This is a genomic window from Lacisediminihabitans sp. FW035 (assembly GCF_054880895.1).
In genome coordinates this window covers 1,248,931-1,272,311 of the sequence record NZ_CM142187.1, presented here as the reverse complement: position 1 = coordinate 1,272,311, position 23,381 = coordinate 1,248,931, and the positions used below count along the sequence as shown (strand labels likewise).

General features: G+C 67.0%; 28 protein-coding genes. 10 read left to right on the top strand and 18 right to left on the bottom strand.

Annotation, left to right across the window (positions count from 1 at the left end; all coding sequences use genetic code 11):
* Positions 1–81 precede the first annotated feature (81 nt).
* Positions 82–642: a YceI family protein gene (locus ACVXZ4_RS06125; RefSeq protein WP_461797350.1), complete on the top strand. Its 561-nt coding sequence runs from the start codon at positions 82–84 to the stop codon at positions 640–642.
* 240 nt (positions 643–882) lie between these two features.
* Here ACVXZ4_RS06125 and ACVXZ4_RS06120 read toward each other — a convergent pair whose 3' ends face one another.
* The gene (locus tag ACVXZ4_RS06120; RefSeq protein WP_461797349.1) at positions 883–1,395 is read right to left on the bottom strand and encodes a PaaI family thioesterase; all 513 of its coding nucleotides are present in this window, start codon (positions 1,393–1,395) and stop codon (positions 883–885) included.
* Between the two features lie 60 nt (positions 1,396–1,455).
* Here ACVXZ4_RS06120 and ACVXZ4_RS06115 point away from each other — a divergent pair, with 60 nt between their 5' ends.
* Both ACVXZ4_RS06115 and ACVXZ4_RS06110 read left to right on the top strand, forming a co-directional pair.
* The gene (locus tag ACVXZ4_RS06115; RefSeq protein ID WP_461797348.1) at positions 1,456–2,310 is read left to right on the top strand and encodes a hypothetical protein; all 855 of its coding nucleotides are present in this window, start codon (positions 1,456–1,458) and stop codon (positions 2,308–2,310) included.
* Positions 2,311–2,320: 10 nt separating this feature from the next.
* A complete protein-coding gene (locus ACVXZ4_RS06110) occupies positions 2,321–2,935 on the top strand; it encodes a TIGR03086 family metal-binding protein (protein WP_461797347.1) in 615 nt (204 codons plus the stop codon).
* 73 nt (positions 2,936–3,008) lie between these two features.
* On the opposite strand, the gene ACVXZ4_RS06105 is transcribed toward ACVXZ4_RS06110, so the two are convergent.
* Entirely contained in the window at positions 3,009–3,986 is a 978-nt protein-coding gene (locus ACVXZ4_RS06105; protein WP_461797346.1) for an aldo/keto reductase, read from the bottom strand.
* 64 nt (positions 3,987–4,050) lie between these two features.
* Here ACVXZ4_RS06105 and ACVXZ4_RS06100 point away from each other — a divergent pair, with 64 nt between their 5' ends.
* Positions 4,051–4,635 (top strand): YdeI/OmpD-associated family protein, encoded by a 585-nt coding sequence (locus ACVXZ4_RS06100; protein WP_461797345.1) that lies wholly within the window; start codon positions 4,051–4,053, stop codon positions 4,633–4,635.
* A 486-nt stretch (positions 4,636–5,121) separates the two neighbouring features.
* On the opposite strand, the gene ACVXZ4_RS06095 is transcribed toward ACVXZ4_RS06100, so the two are convergent.
* A complete protein-coding gene (locus tag ACVXZ4_RS06095; protein ID WP_461797344.1) occupies positions 5,122–6,297 on the bottom strand; it encodes an MFS transporter in 1,176 nt (391 codons plus the stop codon).
* Positions 6,298–6,431: 134 nt separating this feature from the next.
* Between ACVXZ4_RS06095 and ACVXZ4_RS06090 the strand changes: the two genes are divergently transcribed.
* Positions 6,432–6,908: a Dps family protein gene (locus tag ACVXZ4_RS06090; protein WP_461797343.1), complete on the top strand. Its 477-nt coding sequence runs from the start codon at positions 6,432–6,434 to the stop codon at positions 6,906–6,908.
* A gap of 22 nt (positions 6,909–6,930) precedes the next feature.
* Here the strand turns inward: ACVXZ4_RS06090 and ACVXZ4_RS06085 are convergent, their stop codons facing one another.
* On the bottom strand, positions 6,931–7,431 hold the full coding sequence (locus ACVXZ4_RS06085; RefSeq protein WP_461797342.1) for a GNAT family N-acetyltransferase: 501 nt from the start codon (positions 7,429–7,431) through the stop codon (positions 6,931–6,933).
* 24 nt (positions 7,432–7,455) lie between these two features.
* A complete protein-coding gene (locus tag ACVXZ4_RS06080; protein ID WP_461797341.1) occupies positions 7,456–7,638 on the bottom strand; it encodes a PspC domain-containing protein in 183 nt (60 codons plus the stop codon).
* An 81-nt stretch (positions 7,639–7,719) separates the two neighbouring features.
* Between ACVXZ4_RS06080 and ACVXZ4_RS06075 the strand changes: the two genes are divergently transcribed.
* Positions 7,720–8,349: a DUF1345 domain-containing protein gene (locus ACVXZ4_RS06075; RefSeq protein ID WP_461797340.1), complete on the top strand. Its 630-nt coding sequence runs from the start codon at positions 7,720–7,722 to the stop codon at positions 8,347–8,349.
* Positions 8,350–8,368: 19 nt separating this feature from the next.
* Here ACVXZ4_RS06075 and ACVXZ4_RS06070 read toward each other — a convergent pair whose 3' ends face one another.
* The 5 genes from ACVXZ4_RS06070 to ACVXZ4_RS06050 form a co-directional block, all read right to left on the bottom strand.
* The gene (locus ACVXZ4_RS06070) at positions 8,369–9,202 is read right to left on the bottom strand and encodes a DUF3097 domain-containing protein (RefSeq protein WP_461797339.1); all 834 of its coding nucleotides are present in this window, start codon (positions 9,200–9,202) and stop codon (positions 8,369–8,371) included.
* Complete coding sequence (locus ACVXZ4_RS06065) at positions 9,199–9,471, bottom strand: hypothetical protein (RefSeq protein WP_461797338.1); 273 nt, start codon at positions 9,469–9,471, stop codon at positions 9,199–9,201. The genes ACVXZ4_RS06070 and ACVXZ4_RS06065 overlap by 4 nt, the downstream gene beginning before the upstream one ends.
* Positions 9,472–9,484: 13 nt before the next feature.
* Entirely contained in the window at positions 9,485–9,658 is a 174-nt protein-coding gene (locus ACVXZ4_RS06060) for a hypothetical protein (RefSeq protein WP_461797337.1), read from the bottom strand.
* A gap of 423 nt (positions 9,659–10,081) precedes the next feature.
* The gene (locus ACVXZ4_RS06055) at positions 10,082–10,915 is read right to left on the bottom strand and encodes an SDR family oxidoreductase (protein ID WP_461797336.1); all 834 of its coding nucleotides are present in this window, start codon (positions 10,913–10,915) and stop codon (positions 10,082–10,084) included.
* A gap of 64 nt (positions 10,916–10,979) precedes the next feature.
* On the bottom strand, positions 10,980–12,440 hold the full coding sequence (locus ACVXZ4_RS06050; protein ID WP_461797335.1) for an MFS transporter: 1,461 nt from the start codon (positions 12,438–12,440) through the stop codon (positions 10,980–10,982).
* A 218-nt stretch (positions 12,441–12,658) separates the two neighbouring features.
* Between ACVXZ4_RS06050 and ACVXZ4_RS06045 the strand changes: the two genes are divergently transcribed.
* Positions 12,659–13,246, top strand: a complete 588-nt coding sequence (locus ACVXZ4_RS06045; protein ID WP_461797334.1) for an N-acetyltransferase — start codon at positions 12,659–12,661, stop codon at positions 13,244–13,246.
* Positions 13,247–13,265: 19 nt separating this feature from the next.
* Here ACVXZ4_RS06045 and ACVXZ4_RS06040 read toward each other — a convergent pair whose 3' ends face one another.
* The 4 genes from ACVXZ4_RS06040 to ACVXZ4_RS06025 form a co-directional block, all read right to left on the bottom strand.
* Positions 13,266–13,646, bottom strand: a complete 381-nt coding sequence (locus tag ACVXZ4_RS06040; RefSeq protein ID WP_461797333.1) for a VOC family protein — start codon at positions 13,644–13,646, stop codon at positions 13,266–13,268.
* 98 nt (positions 13,647–13,744) lie between these two features.
* Positions 13,745–14,020, bottom strand: a complete 276-nt coding sequence (locus ACVXZ4_RS06035) for a hypothetical protein (RefSeq protein ID WP_461797332.1) — start codon at positions 14,018–14,020, stop codon at positions 13,745–13,747.
* Positions 14,020–14,736, bottom strand: coding sequence for a hypothetical protein (locus ACVXZ4_RS06030; RefSeq protein ID WP_461797331.1), 717 nt, complete (start codon positions 14,734–14,736; stop codon positions 14,020–14,022). Before ACVXZ4_RS06030 ends, ACVXZ4_RS06035 begins: the two co-directional genes overlap by 1 nt.
* Positions 14,737–14,788: 52 nt before the next feature.
* The gene (locus ACVXZ4_RS06025) at positions 14,789–16,285 is read right to left on the bottom strand and encodes a DUF7059 domain-containing protein (protein ID WP_461797330.1); all 1,497 of its coding nucleotides are present in this window, start codon (positions 16,283–16,285) and stop codon (positions 14,789–14,791) included.
* Between the two features lie 58 nt (positions 16,286–16,343).
* Between ACVXZ4_RS06025 and ACVXZ4_RS06020 the strand changes: the two genes are divergently transcribed.
* Entirely contained in the window at positions 16,344–17,306 is a 963-nt protein-coding gene (locus tag ACVXZ4_RS06020; protein ID WP_461797329.1) for a TIGR03557 family F420-dependent LLM class oxidoreductase, read from the top strand.
* Positions 17,307–17,489: 183 nt separating this feature from the next.
* Here ACVXZ4_RS06020 and ACVXZ4_RS06015 read toward each other — a convergent pair whose 3' ends face one another.
* Both ACVXZ4_RS06015 and ACVXZ4_RS06010 read right to left on the bottom strand, forming a co-directional pair.
* Positions 17,490–18,677, bottom strand: coding sequence for a low temperature requirement protein A (locus ACVXZ4_RS06015; protein ID WP_461797328.1), 1,188 nt, complete (start codon positions 18,675–18,677; stop codon positions 17,490–17,492).
* Positions 18,678–18,702: 25 nt separating this feature from the next.
* Positions 18,703–19,254, bottom strand: a complete 552-nt coding sequence (locus tag ACVXZ4_RS06010) for a YbaK/EbsC family protein (RefSeq protein ID WP_461797327.1) — start codon at positions 19,252–19,254, stop codon at positions 18,703–18,705.
* A gap of 121 nt (positions 19,255–19,375) precedes the next feature.
* On the opposite strand from ACVXZ4_RS06010, the gene ACVXZ4_RS06005 reads away from it, so the two are divergent.
* A complete protein-coding gene (locus tag ACVXZ4_RS06005; RefSeq protein ID WP_461797326.1) occupies positions 19,376–19,870 on the top strand; it encodes an FBP domain-containing protein in 495 nt (164 codons plus the stop codon).
* Positions 19,871–20,253: 383 nt separating this feature from the next.
* The gene (locus ACVXZ4_RS06000) at positions 20,254–21,015 is read left to right on the top strand and encodes a VOC family protein (protein WP_461797325.1); all 762 of its coding nucleotides are present in this window, start codon (positions 20,254–20,256) and stop codon (positions 21,013–21,015) included.
* 18 nt (positions 21,016–21,033) lie between these two features.
* Here ACVXZ4_RS06000 and ACVXZ4_RS05995 read toward each other — a convergent pair whose 3' ends face one another.
* Together ACVXZ4_RS05995 and ACVXZ4_RS05990 are read right to left on the bottom strand one after the other, a co-directional pair.
* The gene (locus tag ACVXZ4_RS05995; protein WP_461797324.1) at positions 21,034–21,411 is read right to left on the bottom strand and encodes a DUF3054 domain-containing protein; all 378 of its coding nucleotides are present in this window, start codon (positions 21,409–21,411) and stop codon (positions 21,034–21,036) included.
* Between the two features lie 109 nt (positions 21,412–21,520).
* Positions 21,521–23,263: an APC family permease gene (locus ACVXZ4_RS05990; RefSeq protein ID WP_461797323.1), complete on the bottom strand. Its 1,743-nt coding sequence runs from the start codon at positions 23,261–23,263 to the stop codon at positions 21,521–21,523.
* Positions 23,264–23,381 lie beyond the last annotated feature (118 nt).

Below are 23,381 nucleotides of genomic sequence, written 5' to 3'. Positions count from 1 at the left end.
TCGGGAAACGGTGCGAAAAATGTTTATGACATGTCACCAAAGTTGGGAATAGAACCCAGGTTCATACGATTGCATAGGATTATGACAACCATCACTGACACTCACCCCACGTACGTCGCCGGCACCTGGGTGCTGGACCCCACCCACTCCGAGGTCACCTTCTCGGTGAAGCACCTCGCCATCAGCAAGGTTCGCGGCACCTTCGAGCGGTTCACCGCGACCATCGTCACCGCCGAGGACCCGACGGACTCGACCGTCGAGGCCTCCATCGAGGTCGCTTCGGTCAACACCAACCAGAAGGACCGCGACAACCACCTCCGCACCAACGACTTCTTCAAGGCCGACGAGTTCCCGAACATCACGTTCGTGTCCACGAGCGTCGTTCTCGACGGCGACGACATCACGGTCGTCGGCGACCTGACCCTCCGCGGCGTGACCAAGTCCGTCACTCTCACCGGCGAGTTCGGCGGCATCGTGACCGATGGCTACGGCCAGACCAAGGCCGGCTTCACGGCCTCCACCAAGATCAACCGCCACGACTATGGCGTGAGCTGGAACGCGGCCCTCGAGGCCGGCGGGTTCACCCTCGGCGACGACGTCAGCATCAACTTCGAGCTGCAGTTCGTGCTCCAGGCCGCCTAGTCCCTCCTCCCCTACGAAGGGTCCCCGCGTCGCGGGGGCCCTTCTTCGCGTGTGCGGCCCGTCGCAAATGCAGGACTGCCCGTGACGCCAGTGACGGATGAGCCTCAGGCGCAACATCCGTCACACACGTTGCTGCACGTGGGACGTTCACGCGGCGCAGGCGCGGGTGCGGTCACAGGACCTGGTTCGGAGGGTGCCGGTGTGCGCGGGCAATGCCTCGGCTGACAGCCAGCGGCGGGCTCAGACCGGGAAGACCAGGAGGGTACTGCTCGCGGTCGCGATGAGCTTGCCGTTCGAGTCGTGCACGGTACCGTCGGCGAAAGCGGCCCGGCTGCCCGGCTTCGTGACGATTCCGACGGCGGTGAGCATGCCGGTCTCGGCCAGCACCGGACGAAGATAGCTGATCTTGATTTCGAGCGAGGTGTACCCCTGGCCCTTCGGCAGGGTCGTCTGCACCGCGCAGCCGAGCACGGAGTCGAGAAGAGTGCACACCAGACCGCCGTGCACGGTACCGATGGGGTTGTAGTGCGATTCGTCGGGATCGCAGGTGAACGTGACTTTTCCGACCTCGGCCGACACCGGTCTCATCTTCATGAGATTCACGATCGGAGGCGCCGGAACGCTGCCATCGATGAGGCCCTGGATGTATTCGAGGCCGGACATCGTCTTCGCAAGGGCCGCGCCGACGAGCGGATCCTCCCAGGTCACAGTGCGGGAACGGTCGATCGGGCTACTCGCGGCGTCGCTGCTCATGTTTTCATGACTACGACCGGGCGTACGGTGGGGGTGACCAAGCCCCATCGATGAGGACTCATGGACGACGACACGGATGCCGGCCCGCTTATCGCGCGGATCGCACGTCTGCGACGCGAGGTCTACTCTCGCGGCGGCGTCGACTCCCCCCTCGTCGATGCCGTCGATCCGGTCTCCGGCAAGCCGGTGCGTCTTCGCGCCAATGAGCTCGAACTTCTCGAGGCCGAGCGGCAACTCGAGTTGCTCGAGCACCCGCCGGTCCCGCTCGTCCCGCCGGTCCCGCTCGTCCCGCCGGTCCCGCTCGTCCCGCCGGTCGAGAACGCACCGGGGTATCCGGGCGACCAACCCTGGGTGAGGCTGAAACCCGCATCGCGGGGTGCGTGGCCGGTCGGGATGATCGCGGCAGCATCCGTCGTCGCGATTCTCCTCTCGGCAGGAGGATTTGCGCTCGGACGCGTCTCTCCCGCAGCGGGCCCGACGCCGACACCCGCGTCACCGAGCGCGAGCGCCGCCCCGCGCGCGGCACCCGGGCTCGAGATCTTCAACGGAAGCCAGGAGCCCGAAGACGTGCCTCTGGTGCTTCTCGGATCCGGAGTGGACCCCACGTCCACCCGGTCCTTCGGCAATTTCGGCTCCACGCCGGAGGACGCTCTCACCTATGTCGCGCGAACCGTCTCGGGCCTCGTCTGCCTCGCCGTCGTGTTGCCGGACCGCACCAACAGCATGACCTGCGTCTCGGAACCCCGGTACTCGGCCGAGGGACTGCGTCTGCGGCTGAGCACGGCAGAGACCGTGCCGAACCCCGATCCCGAGGGCGCTCCCCAGCCGGTCTTCTACGAATATTTCTGGGCGAGGGACGGCTCGCTGACCATGACGTCCAACAGCCGCAGCTTCTCGATCGGGAGCGGAACCTAGACTGCGGGAATTGATCGAACGGCTCAGCGTTGGAACACACATGGACCCGAGCGAATCACCCTCCGCCCACGACTGGCTCTCGTTGCAGAAACAGGCCCACCGGGAATTCGGGGTGCGGCTCGCCGAGGTTTCGGACTGGGATGCGCAGACCCCCGACACCGACTGGACCGTGCGCGACCTCGTGAGCCATGTGGTCGAGGAGCAGCAGTGGGTGCCGCATCTCCTCGCCGGCAGCACCGTTGCCGACGCGCAGCGCCGCATCCAGCCGCTCGGTGACGACCTGCGGGCCGAGTGGCGGCTGTACTCGCTTGCCGCGACCTCGGCCTGGGATGCCGCGTCGACGGATGCCCGGGTGCATCTGTCCTACGACACTGTCGCGGTCACCGACTACCTGCGTGAACAGGTGAGCGATGTCACCATCCACTCGTGGGACCTCGCGCGGGCGGTGGGCGCCGACGAGGCCCTCGATGACAGACTCGTCGAGGCGGTCTGGACGGTCTTCGAACCGCAGCGGGACACCCTGGCGGCGAGCGGCCTGTTCGCCGCTCCCGTGCCTCTTCCCGAAGACGCGCCGCTGCAGCTTCGCCTGCTCGCGCTCACCGGGCGAGACGCCCGCCCGGTCTAGAAGTGCGCACAGTCTAGAGACGAGCCCAGTCGAGAAACGAGCCCAGTCGAGAAGCGAGCTCCAAAGACGCGCTTTAGAAGCCCGCGATCGCGTGCGGGACGTAGTGCTCGGCAAGCAGTGAGAGCTCGGCATCCGTGAGGTCGAGCTCGATGGCGGCCACCGCGTCATCCAGGTGCGAGAGTTTCGTCGCGCCGACGATCGGGGAGGAGACGGCGTGCTGCTGCGCGACCCAGCCGAGGGCGACCTGCGCGCGCGGCACTCCGCGCGCCTCGGCGACGGAGGCCACCGCATCCGCGACCCGACGGTCGGAGTCCTCGGACTGGGTGTACAACGTCTTGCCGAACTCGTCCTTCTCGGAGCGTGAGGAGGAGGCATCCCAGTCCCTCGTGAGCTTGCCACGGGCGAGCGGACTCCAGGGCAGCACGCCAACACCCTGGTCGAGGCAGTACGGATGCATCTCCCGCTCTTCCTCGCGGTTGATGAGGTTGTAGTGGTCCTGCATCGAGACGAAGCGGGTCCAGCCGTTCAGGTCAGCAGTGTGCTGTGCGGTCGCGAACTGCCAGGCGAACATCGAGGATGCTCCGAGATAGCGGGCCTTACCGCTCTTGACGACGTCGTGAAGCGCCTCCATAGTCTCTTCGATCGGCACCCGCGGGTCCCACCGGTGAATCTGGTACAGGTCGATGTAGTCGGTGCCGAGCCGGCGGAGGCTCGCGTCGATCTGCTCCATGATGTGACCTCGGGACAGCCCGCCGCCATTCGGGCCTGGCCTCATCACCCCGTGTACCTTGGTCGCGATGACGACCTCGTCGCGCTTCGCGTATTCGCCGAGCGCGCGACCGACGATCTCCTCGCTCGAGCCGTTTGAATAGACATTGGCGGTGTCGAAAGTGGTGATTCCGAGCTCGAGAGCACGACGGATGAACGGCCGACTCTGCTCTTCCGGAAGGGTCCACGCATGGCCGCCCCGCCCCGGGTCCCCGTAGCTCATGCATCCGAGCGTCACCGCCGAGATCTCCAGTCCGCTGTTGCCGAGTCGCGTGTATTCCATGCTCCCAGTCTGCTCCTCGGCGACGGCGCTCGCGAAACCCGGTGGTCGGTTCTAGCATGGGCGCATGGTCGCCCATGAGTCGAAGCCGGTCATGCATTTCGCGACGCCCGGAGAGTGGGAGGCGTGGCTTCTCGCCGAGGGTGATGAGTCGACCGGGGTGCGCCTCAAGCTCCGCAAGAAGGGATCGACGACCCCGGGGATCGTCTACGCCGAGGCCCTGGATGTCGCGCTCTGCCACGGCTGGATCGATGGACAGACCAACGCCTTCGACGCCGACTTCTACCTGGTGTCGTTCACCCACCGGCGAGCGAAGAGCATGTGGTCCCAGATCAATCGCGATCACGTCGCCCGACTCGTCGAAGAGGGACGGATGCGACCGGCCGGCCTCGCCGAGGTCGAACGGGCCCGCGCGGACGGGCGCTGGGATGCCGCCTACCGCCAGAAGGACGCGGAGGTGCCGGAGGACCTGCGATTGGCGCTCGCGGCGAACCCGGCGGCGGCGGCGACTTTCGCCGCACTCTCGGCCCAGAACCGCTTCGCGATCCTGTTCCGGATCGCCGCGGTGACGCGCCCCGCGACCCGGGCGGCAAAGGTCGAGAAGTTCGTGGCGATGCTCGGTCGCGGGGAGACGATCTACCCGCAGAGCTGAAAGGCCCCCGACTTCCGCCTGCTCGGTCAATGTGCCTGTTGCGGCGAGTGTGAGCGCAGTATGAACGCTCGCGACTGGGCAAAGTTGGCGCCAAAAATCACGTTTTCGGTGCAGAGTTGCCCACTCACCGGTGATGCGGCGGCGGCCATGCGCACGGGAGTGGGCGCGCGAAGGATGCCCCGCGGGAGGCCCGCGAGTGGGCAAGAGTGGCGTCACATGGACGGCTGCACGGCGAGGTGTGGCTGCACGGCGAGGTGTGGCTGCACGGCGAGGGGGCGGCTGCACGGCGAGGTGTGGCTGCGGGCTGCTCGTGTGACTGCGGGCTGACAGGTGAACAAACATCCGCGACTGGGCCATCCGCGACTGGGCAAAGTCGGCGCCAAGAATCACGTTTTCGGTGCAGAGTTGCCCACTCACCGCGCGCAGCGATCGGTAACAGCGCCGCCCGCGGGCGGAGTCACCGTACGAGTCGACAAACAGCGCGCGTCAGGTCGCGAGCGGAGCGCGGGATCGTCCGGGCATCCGCAGTGCATAGGCGGAGGCCCCGGCGAAGAAGAGGGCCCCGACGGCGAAGGCCACCGGATACGACACCGTGTCGGCGAGGAAGCCGGCGACGAGCGGTCCGATTATCGCGCCGAAGTCCGAGAACATCGAAAACACCGCGACGGGCCTCCCACCCGCCGCGCCGGCGGCATCGCCCACCGCGGCCGCCGGAGCCGTGCCCATGAACGCCGCCGCGACGCCGTACAGGCAGAGAAGCGCCGTGAGCGCCCAAAAGCTCGTGACGAAGGGAACGGCCGCGATGGTGACCGCCGCGACCGCGAACGAGCCGACGATTGCCGGCTTGCGACCGACAGTGTCGATGAAGCGGGAGGCCGGGGCAAGGGCGATGGCCTGGGCGACTGCGGAGAAGGCGAAGGCGACCCCCGTCCAGGCGCTCGGTCCCTTCAGGACCTCCACGATCAACACGGGCACCAGCGAGTTGCGCACTCCGAAGGACGTCCAGCCCTGGGCAAAATTCGCGATGCAGGCAGCCCGGAACCCACGGTCGCGTGCCACCTCTCGGAACGGGATGCGCGCCGCGGCCGTGTCCGACACGGCGGCGACGGTGCGCGGCCGAAGCAGCAGGATGCCGACGATGCCGGCGACAGCGAGCGTGCCCGCGTAGAAGAAGAACGGAGCGGTGAGCGAGACGGTGGCGAGCAGCCCGCCGAGGGCCGGGCCAGTCATGCCTCCGATGAGAAAACCACCCTGGTAGAAACCGATGGACCGCGCGCGCATCGCGGTCGAGGTCGACCCGATCAGCAGCGTCATCGCCGACACCGTGAACATCGCCGATCCGATCCCCCCGATGCCGCGCAGGATCAGCAGCTGCGGATAGTTCTGCGCGATGCCGACGAGGCCGCTCGACAGCGCGACGATCCCGATACCGATCGACAGGATGGCGCGCTCCCCCGCCCAGTCGATGAGCCGACCGCAGAACGGGCTGGAGACGAAGCGCAACAGCGCGAAGGCGGAGACGACCGCGCCCACCTCGGCGTTTCCCACACCGAAGCTGCGCACATAGACGGGCAGCACCGGCACCACCACGCCGAACCCCACCATCACGAAGAAGGCGATCACACCGAGCACGACGACGTCGCGCGACAGTCGGGGTTTCACTGCCGGGGCGTCGCTCACCGGACGGTGGGCTGGAGCGGATGCATCCCCCCAGCGTATTGCGCCGGTCGGACGGCCCGACCCACTCCGGCGCGCAACGGGTTGAACCCCCGGCTAGCGCGTGTACCGTCACCGGCATGAAAGCAAACAAGCAACTCTCCGACAACATGCAGGCCGTGCTCGTGGATCTCATCGAGCTCCACATCCAGGGCAAGCAGGCCCACTGGAACGTGGTCGGAACGAACTTCCGCGACACCCACCTCATCCTCGACGAGATCATCGAAGCGGCCCGTGGGCTGTCCGACGAGGTCGCGGAGCGGATGCGCGCCCTCCACGCCCTGCCCGATGGTCGATCCGAGACGGTGAGCTCCACCACCACCCTGCCGAAGTTCCCCGAAGACCAGGTCGACACCTCCGAGGTCGTCAGCCTCATCACCGAGCGACTGGATGCCACTGCCGAGACCTGCCGCCGGGTGCACGACGAGGTCGACGAGGCCGACCCGACCACCGCGGACATCCTCCACACGGTGATCGAGACGATGGAGCAGTACGCCTGGATGGTGAGCGCGGAGAGCCTCAAACCGCGCAAGCGCAACGCCAAGAGCGGACTTTAGACAGGTGGGGCTGTAGTCGCTCTCAGACCGCAGCGGCGAGCAGTGCGACGGTGACGGATCCGTTCTTCGTCTCCTGCTCGCCGACGCGCTCGAAGCCCAGCCGGGCATGGAACGCGAGTGACTCGGGGTTCGGTGGATCGAGGTTGACCTCACAGGTCACCTCATGGAAACCCTCCTCGCGGGCGAGGGCGAAGACCGCCTCGTACAGCGCCCGGCCGGTGCCGACGCCGCGCCGCGAGCTGTCGATCACGATGCGGTCCACATACAGGAAGTCCGACCCGCGCGCTTCGAAGAAGCGGTAGTTCTCGCTGGAGTAGCCGGCCCCGGGTCGCATCCCGATCACGAATCCGATGAGCGTGCCGTCGTGGCGGGCCGCAAACGTGAACCCGGCGATGGCGAGCAGCGCCGCCATTTCTTCGGCGGACGTGATCGGCACCGCGGGGTAAGCGGAGTCGTTCAGTTCGACGAGCCGGGGGGTGTCGTCTGCGGTCAGATCGTCGAAGGACGGAGTCGAGGAGGTCACGGTCCCAGTCTGCCGGTATGGCGGCTAACTCTCTGCGGGCACGAAGATCCAGAGTGCGATGTAGATGAGAAACTGCGGCCCGGGCAGCAGGCACGACAGGATGAAGACCAGGCGCACCACATTCGCGCTCCAGCCGTAGCGATTCGCAATCGCTGCGCACACTCCCGCGAAGACGCGGCCAGTTCGGGGTCTCTTCAATTCAGCCATGACCCCAGCTTGCCCGGTGCGCCGGAACGACGCGATGGGGTTATCCCCCGAAATCCGCCCCGCGGGTGGTCTAATCAGCAGATGCACCGTCATCACGCCACCGTTCGACTGGTCGTCATGCTGCTCGTCGGCCTCGTCGCGACCCTCATCACGGGCAGTCTCGGGGAATGGGCCTATGCACCGACAGTGGGCTGGTGCTTCGCCGCCCTCGTCTACTCGACCACGGTCTGGGTGTCGGTGGCGAAGCTCGACGCCACGCAGACCAGGGCGCGAGCCAGCCAGGAGGAGCCGGCCAGAGGGATCGCCGACCTGCTCGTGCTGATGCTGAGCGTCGCCAGCCTGTTCTCGGTGGCTTTCGTGCTGGTGCAGGCAGCCCAGGCTCACGGCCTCGCGAAGGGGCTGCTCGCAGCGCTCGCGCTCGTGAGCGTCGCGCTGTCGTGGATCCTGCTGCACACGCTCTACACCCTGCGCTACGCCAGCCAGTACTACACCGCCGACAAGGGCATCGACTTCAACCAGGATGCGCCCCCGCAGTACACGGACTTCGCCTACGTGTCATTCACTCTCGGCATGACCTACCAGGTGTCCGATACTGACATCACGAACCACACGATCCGGTCGACGGTGCTGCGCCACACCCTGCTGTCCTTCATTTTCGGATCGGTGATTCTCGCCACCACGATCAACCTGGTCGCGGGGTTGTCGCACTGATCCGGGACGGCGGGGCCATTCAGGCGGTCACGAAGTCGATCAGCTGCTCCACCCGGCCGAGCACCACCGGCTCGAGATCCGCATAGGTGCGCACCTGGCCGAGGATGCGCTGCCAGGCCCGGGCGATATCGGCCTGGTCCTCGTGCGGCCAGCCGAGAGCGGCGCAGATACCGTGCTTCCACTCGATCGACCGTGGCACGTCTGGCCACGCCGCGAGACCCAGCCGGGCCGGTTTCACCGCCTGCCAGACGTCGACGAAGGGATGTCCCACCACGAGCACGTGCGCTCCGAAAGGTCCGCGCGCCACGGCATCCGCGATGCGGCTCTCCTTCGACCCCGCAACCAGGTGGTCGACGAGCACCCCGATGCGGCGGCCGGGACCCGGGGCGAACTCCCGCACGATGGCGTCGAGGTCGTCGACACCCTCGAGGTACTCGACGACGACCCCCTCGACCCGCAGGTCGGCACCCCAGACCTTCTCGACGAGCTCCGCGTCGTGTCGCCCTTCCACGAAGATGCGACTCGGCAACGCGACACGCGCCCTCTGGTCGGCGACGGCGAACGATCCGGATGCCGTGCGCGCTGAGCCCCTGGCCGCGACGGATGGCGCGGTGAGCACGACCGGCTCGCCCTCGAGGAGATAGCCCCCTCCCAAGGGGAAGAGTCGCACGCCTCCGCGGTAGTCCTCGAGGTGCACGAGTTTGTTCTCGACCCGCAGCACGGCCCCGCAGAACCCGGTATCGGCCCACTCGATAACGAGATCGCGCTCGGCGGGGATCTGCCGGATCGCCGTGCGCTTCGCGCCGCGCCAATCACCGGCGAGCGCGTCCTCGCCGTATTCCCCGAAATTCATTCCTGCTCGCTCACCGGTGGCGCGAGTTCCAGGAATCTCTCGTGCACCTGGGCGGAGGGGAACGGGCCGTCCCCGTCGGAATTGGATTGCGGCTCGTCGAACTGCACCCACCACATCCGTCCGCCTCCGCCGCGACCCCAGACCCCCGCGAGGGCGGAACCGCCAGAGCGCACGATCACGCCGCTCGGCTCATCCGGCCATGTCGAATCCTCGCCTGAGGCGGTGGCACGCACGAAGACCTGCGCGCCGATGCCGAAATCGTCGGACACCGAGCGTTCCGACCTAGCCGTCGACGCGCTTGAGCACGTGGAACGGGATGGCGAGCGAGACCCCGACGCTCACGATGCCGGCGAAGAACAGGACGCCGTGGGGAGCATCGGGCTCGAAGGCGTAGCCCATCAGAACCATGCCGAGCAGGAAGAGGGCCAGCGCGATGACGAAGGCGAAGATTTTCACGAAGGGTCCTCCTGGTGGATCGACAGCGGTAGACCCAGTCTACGGATGCGCCGGCGTCGCGACTCCGCGTGCGCCCCGAACCAGCTTCGCCCGCGGACTCCACCGGCGCGCTCGCTTTCGCCACCCTGCGCCGCACCCGCACCCGTACCTCACGCACCGTTCGCACCCGTACCGCTCGCACCGTTCACGCCCGTACCGCTCGCACCGTTCACGGATCAGGATCCACGCGGAGCTGTCGGCGTGTCGCTGGCGCTTTCGCGGCGTGTCGCGTCTCGACTCCTGATCCGTGAACATCTCGGGAGCGCCGCACAACCGCCCCCTACGCGAGCCCCTCGTGACCAGCACCGACCCGCGCGAGCCCCTCGCCGCGACCGCCGACCCCTACGCGAGCCCCTCGCCGCCAGCACCGACCCCGCGCGCCGGCTACTCCGCCGGTCCCTGCGCTTCGATCGACACGTCGTTCCATTCCTCCCACACCGCGATGCGGCTGGCGTAGTCGGCCTTGGCGATGGCGAGCGGCGCCTCACCGAAGAAGATCCGCAGCGGCGGCCGGTCGGCATCCACGACCTTGAGGATGGCGCCGCGGGTGGCGACGGGGTCCCCCGGGGCTGCGAATCGCTGCCTGCGGGCCGCATCCACCGCCTCGTGCAGTTCGGCGTAGTCGTCGAGCGGCTCGGACCGCTTCGAGGAGGATCCGCTCCAGTCCGTCGAGAAACCGCCGGGCTCCACAAGGGTCACGAAGATACCGAACCCGGCCACCTCCTGGGCAAGGGCCTGCGAGAAGCCCTCCAGCGCCCACTTGGAGGCGTGGTAGATGCCGACGAGGGGGAAGGCGCTGATGCCGCCGATCGACGACACCTGGATGATGTGGCCGCTGCCCTGAGCGCGAAGGAAGGGCAGCGCGGCCTGGGTCACCCACAGCGCGCCGAAGAGGTTCGTCTCCATCTGGGCACGCGCTTCGTCTTCGGTGATCTCCTCGATGAAGCCGAAGTGGCCGAAGCCCGCGTTGTTGATCACGATGTCCAGGCGACCGAAGTGCTCGTGGGCCTGCGCGACGGCGGCGGCGGCCGCGTCCTTGTCGGTCACATCGAGCGAGAGCGGAAGGATGGCGTCGCCGTACTGCTCCACCAGGTCGGCGAGGCTGTCGGTATCGCGCGCAGTCGCAGCGACACGGTCGCCACGATCGAGCGCCGCAATGGCCCACTCGCGGCCGAAACCGCGCGAGGTACCGGTGATGAACCAGACTTTTTCAGACATTTTTGCTCCTGGGGTTCGAGTCGGGGATGCGAAGGAGAACAGCCTCGGATGGTCGCGCTATTCCCTACTTCGCGGAGTCGCTCGAGCCCACTTTCGAGAGCGGCTCCGCGACATCCTCCAGCGACTGCCGCTCGGCATTCGTGCCGAAGATGAGCGCGACGATCCCTCCAAAGATCATGATCCCCGCACCGAGAAGATATCCACCCGTGAGCGGACCGCGGTCCTTGCCGTCGCCGATGAGGGCGCCGTAGACCACCGGACCGAGCGCCCCCGCGAGCTGGCCGAGGGAGAAGAAGTACGAGATCGCCCGGCTGCGCAACTCGAGGGGGAAGGTCTCGCTCACCGTGAGGTAGGCGGAGGATGCCCCCGCCGACGCGAAGAAGAACGACACGCACCAGAAGATCGTCTGCGTGGTCGCGTTGAGTACTCCCGCGCTGAACAGGAAGGCGGAGACCGCGAGCACCGCACCGGCGAGGGCGTAGGTGAGGAAGATCATCTTGCGCCTCCCCCACGTGTCGAAGAGGTGGCCGAGAAGCAGCGGTCCGGCCAGGTTGCCGATGGCGAATGGGAAGAAGTACAGCGGGGTCGACCCCACAGGCACCTGGTAGAAGTTCTGCAGAACTAGCGCGTAGGTAAAGAAGATCGCGTTGTACAGGAACGACTGGGTCACCATCATGACCGCCCCGGTGAAGGTGCGTTTGGGGTACTTGACGAAGAGCACCTTCATCATCGCCACGAACCCGACCCGACCGTGCGGCGTCACCGTAATCGCCTTGCTGTCGTCGACCTCGGGAAGGTCGCCGCCCTCGTTCTTCACCCGCTCCTCGATATCGTCGACAGTCTTCTCCGCCTCGTCCTCACGACCGTGGCTCATGAGCCACCGTGGGCTCTCCGGGATGTGTCGCCTCAGATAGATGATCACCAGCCCGAGTACCGGACCGATGAAGAATCCGATACGCCACCCCCAGTTCTCGCTCACGAGGGCCGGGTTGAGGAGGAAGAGGTTCGCCGCGGCTCCGAGGGCAGCGCCACCCCAGTAGGTGCCGTTGATGGCGATGTCCACCCGACCGCGATAGTGCGAGGGGATGAGCTCGTCGATCGCGGAGTTGATCGCCGCGTACTCGCCACCGATACCGAGGCCGGCGATGAAGCGGAACGCGAACAGGAACCACATGTTGGGCGAGAACCCGGCGATGCCGCTGCCGACCAGGTAGATGAGCAGGGTGAGGATGAACATGCGGCGGCGGCCGATCCGGTCGGACAGCCACCCGAAGAACAGGGCGCCGACCACCTGGCCGACGAGGTAGACGGATCCGGCTGCCCCGACTTCGACCGCACTCATGTGCAGATCTTTAGCGAAGCCGGCGGAGGCGACGATCTGGATCTCGAGCCCGTCGAGGATCCAGGCGACCCCTAGCCCGACCACGACAGACCAGTGGAACCTCGTCCACGGGAGCCGGTCGAGCCGAGCAGGAACGAGGCTGCTGACCTCTCTTGACGTCTCTTCTGCCCTCACTCGTGCCACGATCATCTCCCTCTGTCGCCCTCGTCGGCGAGGACGACCTTTTCAACCTATGCCCGGGAAGTATCTGGGTCAGCGGGGTTGAAAAAAGGGCAACTCAGGAGGAGGACAGAGTCAGGTGACGCTGGCGTCGCACAGCGACCTCCGACTAGCGTGGAGTCCGTCCGGGTTCTCACTCGTCCGTGGCCCGGGGCTCGGACAACGTGCGAAGGAAGTTCCTCATGGGGTCACCCCACGTGATGAAGGCGCTCACCCCGGAGACCTTTCCGGCGTGGCTGGCGCTCGCGCAGAAGCACAATGGGGTGTGGGGCGGGTGCTACTGCTCGTATTTCCATGGCGACACCGAGCACACCGTGAAGAGCGAGTACGACGGTCCGACATTCAAGGAAAGACTCGTCGCGGAGGGCGTCGCCCACGCCGCACTCGTCTTCGACGGAGACGACGCGATCGCGTGGTGCGAATACGGCAGTCCGGTCGAACTGCCGAACATCTACCATCGCAAACAGTACGACGCGGGCGAGACTACGCCGGCGCCCTGGCGTATCACCTGCTTTTTCGTGGACCGCGACCGCCGACGCTCGGGTGTTGCGCGGGAGGCGCTGGATGGCGCATTGGAGCTCATCGCGCAGGCCGGCGGCGGCGAGGTGGTCTCGTTCGCCAACGAGCTCCCCCCAGGCAAAAGGACGTCGTCATCCTTCCTCCACAACGGCACGAGAGCCATGTTCGAGAAAGCCGGATTCTCCTTCGAGCGTCACATCGGCAAGAACAAGACCGTCATGCGCAAGACAATCCCGGCGGCCTTCCGCTGACTCGGATGCGACGTCCGGACTATCGCGAACTGAGCACCGAGAGCACGTTGCCGGCGGGGTCGAGGAACCACGCGATATCCGGTCCGTTGCCACGCATGATGCCTTTGCTGTCGCTCGGCATCTGGTCGTCCGGGTAGATCTTGGTCCTCACGCCGCGGGCGTTGAGGTCGTCGACGGCCGCCTCGATGTCATCCGCCGGGAAGTTGAGGATGGTGAAGCTCGCGGGCGTGTGGTTCGGTTTCGCATAGATGAGGATCGTCGCCCCGCTGTCGAGCTGAAGTTCGAGGAATCCCATCTCATTGGTGATCACGGAAAGACCCAGCGTCTCGCCGTAGAACGTGCGTGCCGCGTCGATGTCGTCGACCGAGAAGCCGCTGAATGCGCCGGTGGTGGTGAACAAGGTGTCCTCCTCATAAGCAGTGGGTGCAAGTTTCGCCCCTACCCACCATGGCGCGGCCGGCGCGCGGGGACAAGACCCGCGTCCAAGAGGATTTGCGACTATTGCCCGTCGTCGCTCGCGCTCGCTGCCGCATCCCCCGCCGCGAGGTCTCCCTGGCTCTGCGCGGCGGCCCCGTCGACGGTCGCCAGCTGGCGGTCGATGTCGGCGAGAGGGTCGGTGGACGGAGTCGCTACCGGTGTCGTGACCGCCGCCGGGGTCGACGGTGCCGCCGTCTCCGGCCACGTCTGCGACGCCGGAGCGGACCGTGCCCCGCAGGCGGTGAGGCCGAGGACTAAGGAGACCGCCGCGATCGGGATCACCCAGCGGCCGGTCATCACTTGAGGGCCGCCTTCACCGACGCGACATCCGCCCGCGCCTTCTTCGCCGCGGCGGTCGCTGCCTTCACCGAGGCACGCGTGGCGCTGAGGATCTCGTGGTTCGCATTGAACTGCTCCGGAGTGACCGAGAGCGCGAAGGCCGAGACCCCGGCGATGGACTGCTGCGCGGCCGAGATCTGGGTCGCGAGATCCGCCATGGTGGCGTCGATCTCCGGCGTGTCCTTGGACGCGAGCGGACCGGCGATGGCGGCGGCGAGGGTCTTCTGCGCGGACTGGAGTGCGGGGATGGCCGAATCGCTGAGTCCGGCTGCCGCCGCCGCGTAGAACGATTGCGGGATGGCGACGGCGAAGACACGATAGCCGGTGAAGATGGAGTGGTAGTCGCTGGTCGCCACGGTGAGGTCGGTGTCCGCCGCGATCTTCGCCCCGAGTGTGACCATCGCCGAGCGGTCGCCGTTGAGCGTGCCGAGGATGTGGTCTTTGTCGGTAGAGCTGAGGTAGACGTTCGACGTCACCTTCGGGATCGCCGTGTCGAGGGCGGTGATGCGGGCGGTGGTGGCCGCGGCCCCCAGTGCCTGCACTGACGAGAGAGTGCGGGGTGCGGCGGTCGAGCGCGTGGAGGGTTCGTCGGCGAGGGCTGCGGTCGACGTCCCGAGGAGGAGCGCGGCCGTGACGGTGGTAGCGAGCACGGAGGCTGCGAGTGATGGTTTCATGATCGTGACTCTTCCGTTTCATTGTTCGGAACGGATGCCGCGAATGTTCGGGTCAGGTAAGCGGGCGCAGGAACCCCGTCGTCACGAGTTCGCGGATGCTCGGCAGCAGGTCAGCCGACAGCGCTACCTCATCCACCTCGAGCAGCTGCGCGATCGCGGCGACGATGGCACGAACGCTGAGGTCGCCGTCGCAGGCACCGACGAGGGCCGCAAGCCCGGTGTCCAGGGCGACCGAGCGCCCGAAGCCGCCTCCCTGGCGCAGGGTCATCACCGTGGGGTCGGCCGCACCGGGCCAGTAGTGGCGCTCCTCCGTGACATCCGGAGCCAGCACCAGCTGCTCGCGGCCGAGTTCCTCGTCGGTGCGGGCAGACTGCCAGTCCGAAGCCGCGAGGGTCTCGGCGATATGGACGCCGAGACCGCCGACGATTGCGCTCTCGACTCGCTCCAGCCGGCGAAGGCTACGGGAGGTCGACCGAATCGTGAGGTAGCCGAACCCCACCGCCGTCACCCCGCGCCGCTCGAAGTCGTCGAGCCAGGCCTCGTACAGGCGGTCGAATTCGGGGCCGGAGCGGGTGCCGCCATCGCGGATCCAGGTCTCGGAATAGAGGGCCGCATCCTGCACCTCGCGCTCTACCACCCAGGCGTCGAGGCCGGTCGAGTCGACCCATTCCCCGACGCGGTCGAGGCCGTCCCTGCCGGCGCGGTATTCCCAGTTTCCCAGCAGCTGCGCGATCCCACCCTGCTCGAGGTGCTCGCCGAGCCCCGAGATGACGGATGCGACGAGGGCATCGCCCACCATTCCACCGTCCCGATACTCGTAGGACGGCACACCCTCGGTGCGGGGTGTGATCACGAACGGCGGATTCGACACGATCTGCCCGAACCGCTCCCCCGCCACCGGGTCGAACAGGCTGCCGAGACGGAACTCGATGTTACGGATGCCGTTCAGCTCGGCATTGAATGCCGCGATCCCGAGCGCGCGGGCCGAGATGTCGGTGGCGACCACACGGGTGGCGTGTCGGGCGGCATGCATTGCCTGGATGCCGCACCCCGTTCCGAGATCGAGCGCGGCATCGACCGGCGTGCCCACCATCAGACCGCTGAGAGTGAGGGATGCCCCGCCCACCCCGAGGACATGGTCCTCGCGAAGTGCGCCGCCGACGGTGAGCTCGCCGAGGTCGCTCACGATCCACCAGCTCCCCACCCCGGTGGTGTCGACGAAGCTGTACGGGCGGAGGTCGAGCGCGGCTCGCAATCGGTCGCCCTCGAACGAGACGAGTCCGAGTTCGATCGCGCCGTCGATCCCGAGCGCGGGCAGAGCGCCGGCGAGTTGCTCGGCGGAGACTGGCATCCCGAGCACGAATGCCCGCGCGAGCACTCCGGCCGGCGTCTCGCCCGCCGGTCCGGCGAGGGCACGGGTCGCCGGAACCCGCTGGCCACGGTGGAGCGCGGCATCCGCCTGTTCGCCCCACAGCCGGGTGAGGGTGTCGACGCTGAAGCGAGCGGTGAGGAGGTCGGAGCGGAGCCGGTCGATCGATTCGGGGTGCACCCCGCAAGTCAACTGCATACGGGTTGATTTCGCGGACCAGCGGAGTACCAGTGGGTCCATGACCAATTTCGGATACACCCTCATGACCGAGCAGAGCGGGCCGAAGCAGCTCGTCGACTATGCCGTGAAGGCGGAACAGATCGGCTTCGATTTCGAGGTGTCGAGCGATCACTATTCCCCCTGGCTCACCTCCCAGGGCCATGCGCCTTATGCCTGGTCGGTGCTCGGAGCGGTGGCCCAGGCCACCGAGCGGGTGGAAATCGCCACCTATGTGACCTGCCCCACCCTTCGCTATCACCCCGCCGTCATCGCCCAGAGTGCGGCGACTATGCAGTTGCTCTCCGATGGCCGATTCATCCTCGGTCTCGGAGCCGGCGAGAACCTCAACGAGCATGTGATCGGCGAGGGCTGGCCGCCGGTCGCCCAGCGCCAGGACATGCTCGCGGAGGCCATCACCATCATCCGCGAGCTGCACACCGGCGACCTTGTCACCTGGCAGGGCGACTACTTCCGTATCGACTCCGCGCGCATCTGGGACCTGCCCGACGGGGGTGTGCCGATCGCCGTCGCGGTCTCGGGAGAGAAGTCGATCGCCCGGTTCGCGCCCCTCGGCGACCACCTGATCACGACGGAGCCCGAGGCGGGACTGCTCGACTCCTGGGCGAAGGTGCACGAGGGGCCGTCCCGCTCGATCGGGCAGATTCCGATCTGCTGGGGGCCGGACAAGGATGCCGCCATCGCGATGGCGCACGATCAGTTCCGCTGGTTCGGCGGCGGCTGGGCGGTCAACGCCGACCTGCCTACCCCGGCCGGCTTCGAGGGCGCGAGCCAGTTCGTGCGTCCGGAGGATGTCGCCTCGACGATCGCCTGCGGTCCCGATCTCGACGAACTCGCCGACGCGGTGCGCGAGTATGCAGCCGCCGGCTTCACCGACGTCGCCCTCGTGCAGGTCGGCGACGAGAACCAGCAGCGATTCCTCGACGAAGCAGCCGGCCCCTTGCTGGAGAAGCTGCGCGCATGACGGTTGTTCGCGAGGCGATACGGTGGAGACTGCGGTGTCCAGACCCGCAGAGTTAAGGAGTTCCCATGGCCCAGACGACGGCGATCCTCTACACGATCCTCGGTGCGATCACCCTGTTCGGCGGCGGCGGTTTTCTCGTCGCGCTCATCGCGATGGCGAAGTCCTCCTCGCGCGACTGATCCGTCAGCGCCGCAACACCGGTCGCCGGTAGTAGACCCGGGCGCCGTAGGCCGCGGGGATCGCCAGTGCGACGACTCCGGCTGCCAAGGCAGCCGTGGTCGGTAGGGGGTTGCTGAACGGTGCGAGCAGTGCCACCGCGCCACCGACGGCGGCCTTGAGTACCGGGCTCAGAATCGCGCCGGTGCGCTCATCGGCCGCACGGTCAAGGGTGAGTTCGAGAAGCGCGATCAGTATCAGGGTGGTGCCGATGGCAAGCAGTAGCAGTCGTCTCGGCTCCCCGTCATCGCCGGCGTGCAGCGCTTCACTGATCGCGACTCCCGCGAGCACGATCCCGATCAGCATCGCGATATGCAGGTAGACCCACACCAGGGCGATCACGAAATCCGGCCGGGTGGCGCGCCGGGCGACGAAGTCGAAGTAGACCCACCAGAACCCGAAGCCGATGGCGAGGCCGAGGCTGGCATCGAAGATCGTCGCCCCCGACACCTCCGACGCCTCGTTCGCGGCAGCAACGCCCTGGATAACGCTCGCCACCACCTCGCCGAGCACGATGAGAGTCAGCAACCCGAAGCGCTCCGGAAATTTGTCGCGGCTGATCCCCGGAAGGCCGAACTGGAATCGTGCCGTGACCGCAGGCGACGCGATGTCGACGAGCACGGCGAGGCCCCACAGGGCCAGGCGCCACCGTTCGTCCACGACAAGGCTCACGCCGATGAGAGCGGCCGAGGCGAGGTATCCCACAGTGAAACCGCCGGCCGCCCGCCGGAATCGACGCTCGTGTCGACCCGCGCGCAGCCACATCACGATGTTGAGTCCCCGGGCAAGCAGGAAGGATGCCGCGAAGCCGAGGTAATTGTGCCCGAGCCCGTCCTCCCCCCAGACCGAGAGGCCCGCCACCGTGAGGATGCCGAGGAAGGTGAACAGCCGATTCTCCAGGCCATGGGACTCGAACCGTTCGGTGTAGTAGGTGAATCCGTTCCACACCCAGAAGACGGCGACGAACTGCAGGACGAACCGCAAGATCCCATCGGCCCTGAGGCCTCCCTCGAGATCGTGTGCGAGCACCGAGATGATCACGACGAAGACGAGATCGAAGAAGAGCTCGACCCAGCCGACCGGGCGATGGGCATCGCCCTCGTCGCGCAGCACCGCGCGCTGCCAGGCTCCCCTGTTCCGCTCCGCTGCGCTCACGACGTGTCCTCCTGTCGGCCGGCGATCAGCCGTCTGCGATTTCGCGGCCGAGGCCCTCGACGATCCGGACCCCCGGCATCAGCGCGAGGATCCGTCCCGGAAGCAGGATCTTCGACCGCCTCACGCCCGATCCGATCACTACAAGGTCGCTCTCGGCCACCCGCAGGTCGACAAAGACCGGCCAGCCGGCGGGCAGCCCGATAGGGGTGATACCGCCGTACTCCATGCCACTCGCCTCGACCGCGGCATCCATCGGCAGGAACGATGCCTTCCGCACGTCGAGCAGTCGCTTGACGGTGCTGTTGACATCGGCGCGGGTGCTGGCGAGCACGACGACTCCCGCTGCCCTGTCGACGCCCTCGCGGCGGCCCCCGACGATCACGCAGTTCGCGAGGGCCCCGAGCGGCAGCTCGTACCGTTCGCGCGTGGCGGCCGTGTCGGACACCTCCGGATCGATCTCGACGACTCCTACCGAATCGAGCAGTCCTTCGGCGGTGAGCATCGCCAACACACTCGGTGCCAGCAACTCCGGCCGTGTCGACGCCGCAACGGCAGAGAGGGTTCCCAGTGCGAACATGCGTTTATCGTAAACGAGCACAGTGCACGCGCCGGTGCGCGAGAACCGATTGCCCGCGGAGGCGGATTACGCTGGAAACATCCCTCGGCTTCGTCGAGGAGGCGCTGCCCCCGAGGAGGCCATGAAACCGCTCAACGAATCAGACATCCGTCGCAGCATCGTCAACGCCTCGAAGGGCGAGATCGAGCGGATGCCCCTCCCCGGCCTTCACGAAGTGCTCTGGGGGGAGCGGGAGTATCTCGGCTGGCGGGACCACGGTGCGCCCCTGCGCGGGTACCTCGTGCACTGGCTGGACGATCGCCCCGTCGGCATCGTGCTCCGGGCCTCCGGCGCGAGCATGCGACCGAGAATCTCGGCAATGTGTTCGCTCTGCCGCACACCCCAGCCGTCCGACCAGGTCGCACTGTTCTCCGCCGCGCGGGCGGGAAAGTCCGGCCGCGACGGCAACACCGTTGGCACTTACATCTGCGCCGATCTGGCCTGCTCCCTCATCATCCGCATCATGCCGCCCGCATCGCCGATGCAGCCGGATCCCGCCGAGGTCGTGGCCAAGCGCGCCGAGGGCCTGCTCACCAGGGTGCGCAACTTCACGGCCGACATCATGAAGACGGCCTGATCCCGCTCCGGCCCCACTAAGCGCGGGCCACACGACGAAGGCCCGGGACCCGCTCGTCTCGAGCGATGTCCCGGGCCTCCGGTCGAACTCAGCCGTTGGGCTTGTTCGCTGCTTTGGTCTTCTTGTCGGCGCGCTTCTCCTTGAGGGACTTGGACGCCGCGGTCTTCGAGGTTGACTTTTTCGGTGACTTGTCGGCCATGGTGAGCTCCCTCGGATCGGGAGCCCGGATGGCTCCCCGTGTGCCTTGAGAATACGCCGTCTTCTGTGGCGTCGCACCTGCGCCGCGACGGTCGGCGTCATTGTGTTCGGGCCGACGGTGCACGACCATGGAGAGCGGCGCTGTCCAAGCGCCGTTCATCGATGAACGCGCAGAGACGGATCCCATGCCTACTCCCACCGATATCGCCCCGGGCGCACCCGTCTGGCTCGACCTGCAGAGTTCGGACACCGACCGCTCGATCGAGTTCTACACGGGGGTCTTCGGCTGGACGCACGAGAAGGCCGGCGCCGAGTTCAACGACTACGTCAACTTCTCGAAGAACGGCCACCGGGTCGCCGGGATGGTGGCGAACCAGCCCGGGATGCCCGACCTCTGGACCGTCTACCTGAAGACCGAGGACGCAGAAGCGACTGCGGCCGCGATCGCCGGGAACGGCGGGCAGGTGTTCTTCCGCCACGAGGTGCCGGGGCTCGGCACGATGGTGGGACTCGCCGATCCCTCCGGTGCTCAGCTCGGGGCATGGCAGCCGTCGGGCCACCCCGGGTTCGGCCTTGTCAATGAGGCGGGCGCGCCGGTGTGGCACGAACTGCACGCCACCGACTACGACGGAGCGCTCGCGTTCTACCGCGACGCCTTCGGGTGGACCACATCCCCGATGAGCGACACCCCGGACTTCCGCATGTCCACCTTCAGCGCTGGCGGGGATCCCCTCGCCGGCATCTTCGACGCCTCCGGGTACCTCGGAGCGGGGCAGACCGCCCGCTGGATGCCCTACTTCGGCGTGGAGGACACGGATGCCACGGCATCCGTCGTCGTCAGCCTTGGTGGCACCCAGCTCGACCCGGTCACCGATTCTCCGTTCGGACGGATGACCCACCTGGCCGACCCGACGGGCGCGCTGCTGACGATCATCCAGGTGACGTAGCCCGCGCCGTATCCCCGGTCAGGCCCGGCGCGCACGACCGCGGAGCACGAGCTGCACGATCCCCCGCCACCCGAGCAGGAAGATCGCGAGTACCACGGTCGTCACGACCACGAACCCGAACTGAACGCCCTGGCCGCTGACCGCGCGAAGGAGTATCCCCACGATCACTGTCGCGGCCCAGATCGTGAGCCCGGTCCAGCGCAGCGTGAACGGCGTGCGCCACGCCCGGGCGCCGATCCATCCGATCGCCAGGCCGGCGACGAAGGGCCAGAGCGTGATGAGGGTGCCAACCGGGCCCTCGCTGTGACTCGCACGGCCGATCAGCACGAACGCGACGACGAGCACGACATCGACCAGTGCGGCCAGGAGGACGGATGCCACGGAGTTGAATTTCACCTCTCGACCCTACGACACCTCCGAGTGGGCGATAACGGCTCCCAGATTCGGGTTGGGAAGCCGTTTGCGCCCACTCGGCGGGCTGGGTGGCGCGTAGGACCGGGCTACTTCACTTCTCGGTGGGCGGCAGCGGGGGCGCGGAGGGGGCGCCCGGCAGTTCCTCACCGGTGACGGCATCCATCACAGACTGTCCCGGGGGGAGGTTCGAGAGGTCGGGGGCGATGACCTCGGGCATGCGGCCGGAGTCGGGGAGCCCGAAGGTGGGAACCCGTCCCTCCCCCGGGGACATCACCAGGTCGTCGGAACGGCGTGGAAGCGTCTTGCCCTGGAAGAACTCGGGCTGGCGCAGGAACCAGAGGAACATGAGCACCGCGCCGAGGAGGAGTCCGATCACCCCGACGACGGCGGTCGCGCCGATGCCGAAGATCGTCACGTTATGACCCTTGTCGTCCTGGATCCAGTCCGGCAGGGCGAACTGCTGCAGGCCGTACACGAACACGAACAACAGGATCGCCCCGCCCACGAAAGGGAAGAGTCCTCGCATGATGAAATTGCGGACCGATGAGGTGAGCGTCTTTCGGTAGAACCACACGCAGGCGAACCCGGTGAGGCCGTAGTAGAACGCGATCATGAGGCCGATCGACCCGACAAGTGCCTGCAACAGGGTGTCGGCGCCGATGACCGTGAACAGCAGGTAGAAGCCTGCCGAAACGATCCCCATCCCGATCGTGGACCACGTCGGCGTGAGGTACTTGGGGTGGATGCGCGCGAACTTCGCCGGGATCGCCTTGTAGACCGCCATGGAGAGTGCGGTGCGCGCCGTCGGCAGGATCGTGGTCTGGGTGGACGCCGACGCGGAGGTCAGGATCGAGACCGCGAGCAAGGCGAGCAGGATGTGCCCGATCACCCCGGTGCCGAACAGATCCGGACCGATGGCGGAGAACACGTCGCTCGCGTTGTCCGGGTTGCCGAGACCGACTCCCTTCGTTCCGACACCGGCGAAGGCGACGACGGCGACCGCGACCAGCGCGTAGGTGACGAGCAGAAGCAGGGTGCTGATGATCGCGGCGCGACCGGGCGTCTTGGCCGGATCGGCCGTCTCCTCGTTCACCGAGACCGCGGTGTCCCAGCCCCAGTAGATGAAGATTGCGGTGAGCATCGCGGGGGCGATCACCTTGGTGAAGTCGAGGGTGAAGGGGTTGAACCAGTCAAGAGTCGGCACGAGTGAGTAGGACTCCGCGTTGCCGCTGTAGACCCGCACGAGAGCAAATATGGCGAACGCGATGAGGATGACCACCTCGAAGCTGAGCAGGACGTACTGCAGCCGAGCGGAGATCTCGATCCCGCGATAACAGATGTAGGTCATCAGCACGATCCACAGCAGCCCGGCGATGGTCGAGGCCACCGCATTGCTCGACAGTGCCGCAACTCCCGGGAGACCGAACGACCCGACAAGGGTGAAGGTGTATGACCCGGCGATCTGCGCGAGGTTGGCCATGACGATGACGTCGGCGACGATGATGCCCCAGCCGCCCATCCAGCCCGTGACGGGGCCGAACGCCCGGGTCGCCCAGGTGAAGGTGGTGCCGCAATCCGGTTCCGCTTTATTGAGCTCCTGGTAGGCGACGGCGATGAGATACATCGGGATGAAGGCGAGGAGCACGATGCCCGGTGCTTTCACTCCGGCCAGGAGTGCGCCACCACTGGCGACGATGAACCCGAGACTCGCGGCGAGGCTGTACGCCGGGGCGGTGGAGGCCACCCCCATGACGACGCTGGAGATGAGCCCGAGAGAGCCGCCCTTCAGCCCCTTGCTATCCACATCTTTCGTGGACGGAACAGTTGCGGTCATTCGCACACTCCTTGCGTGAAGGCCGCAGACAGCACGGCACAGCCGGGTAGCCAGGATCGCTCGTCGTCGAACGGCCTGTGCGGCTCACACTAGTACCGAATTGTTTCAGAAATTCGAC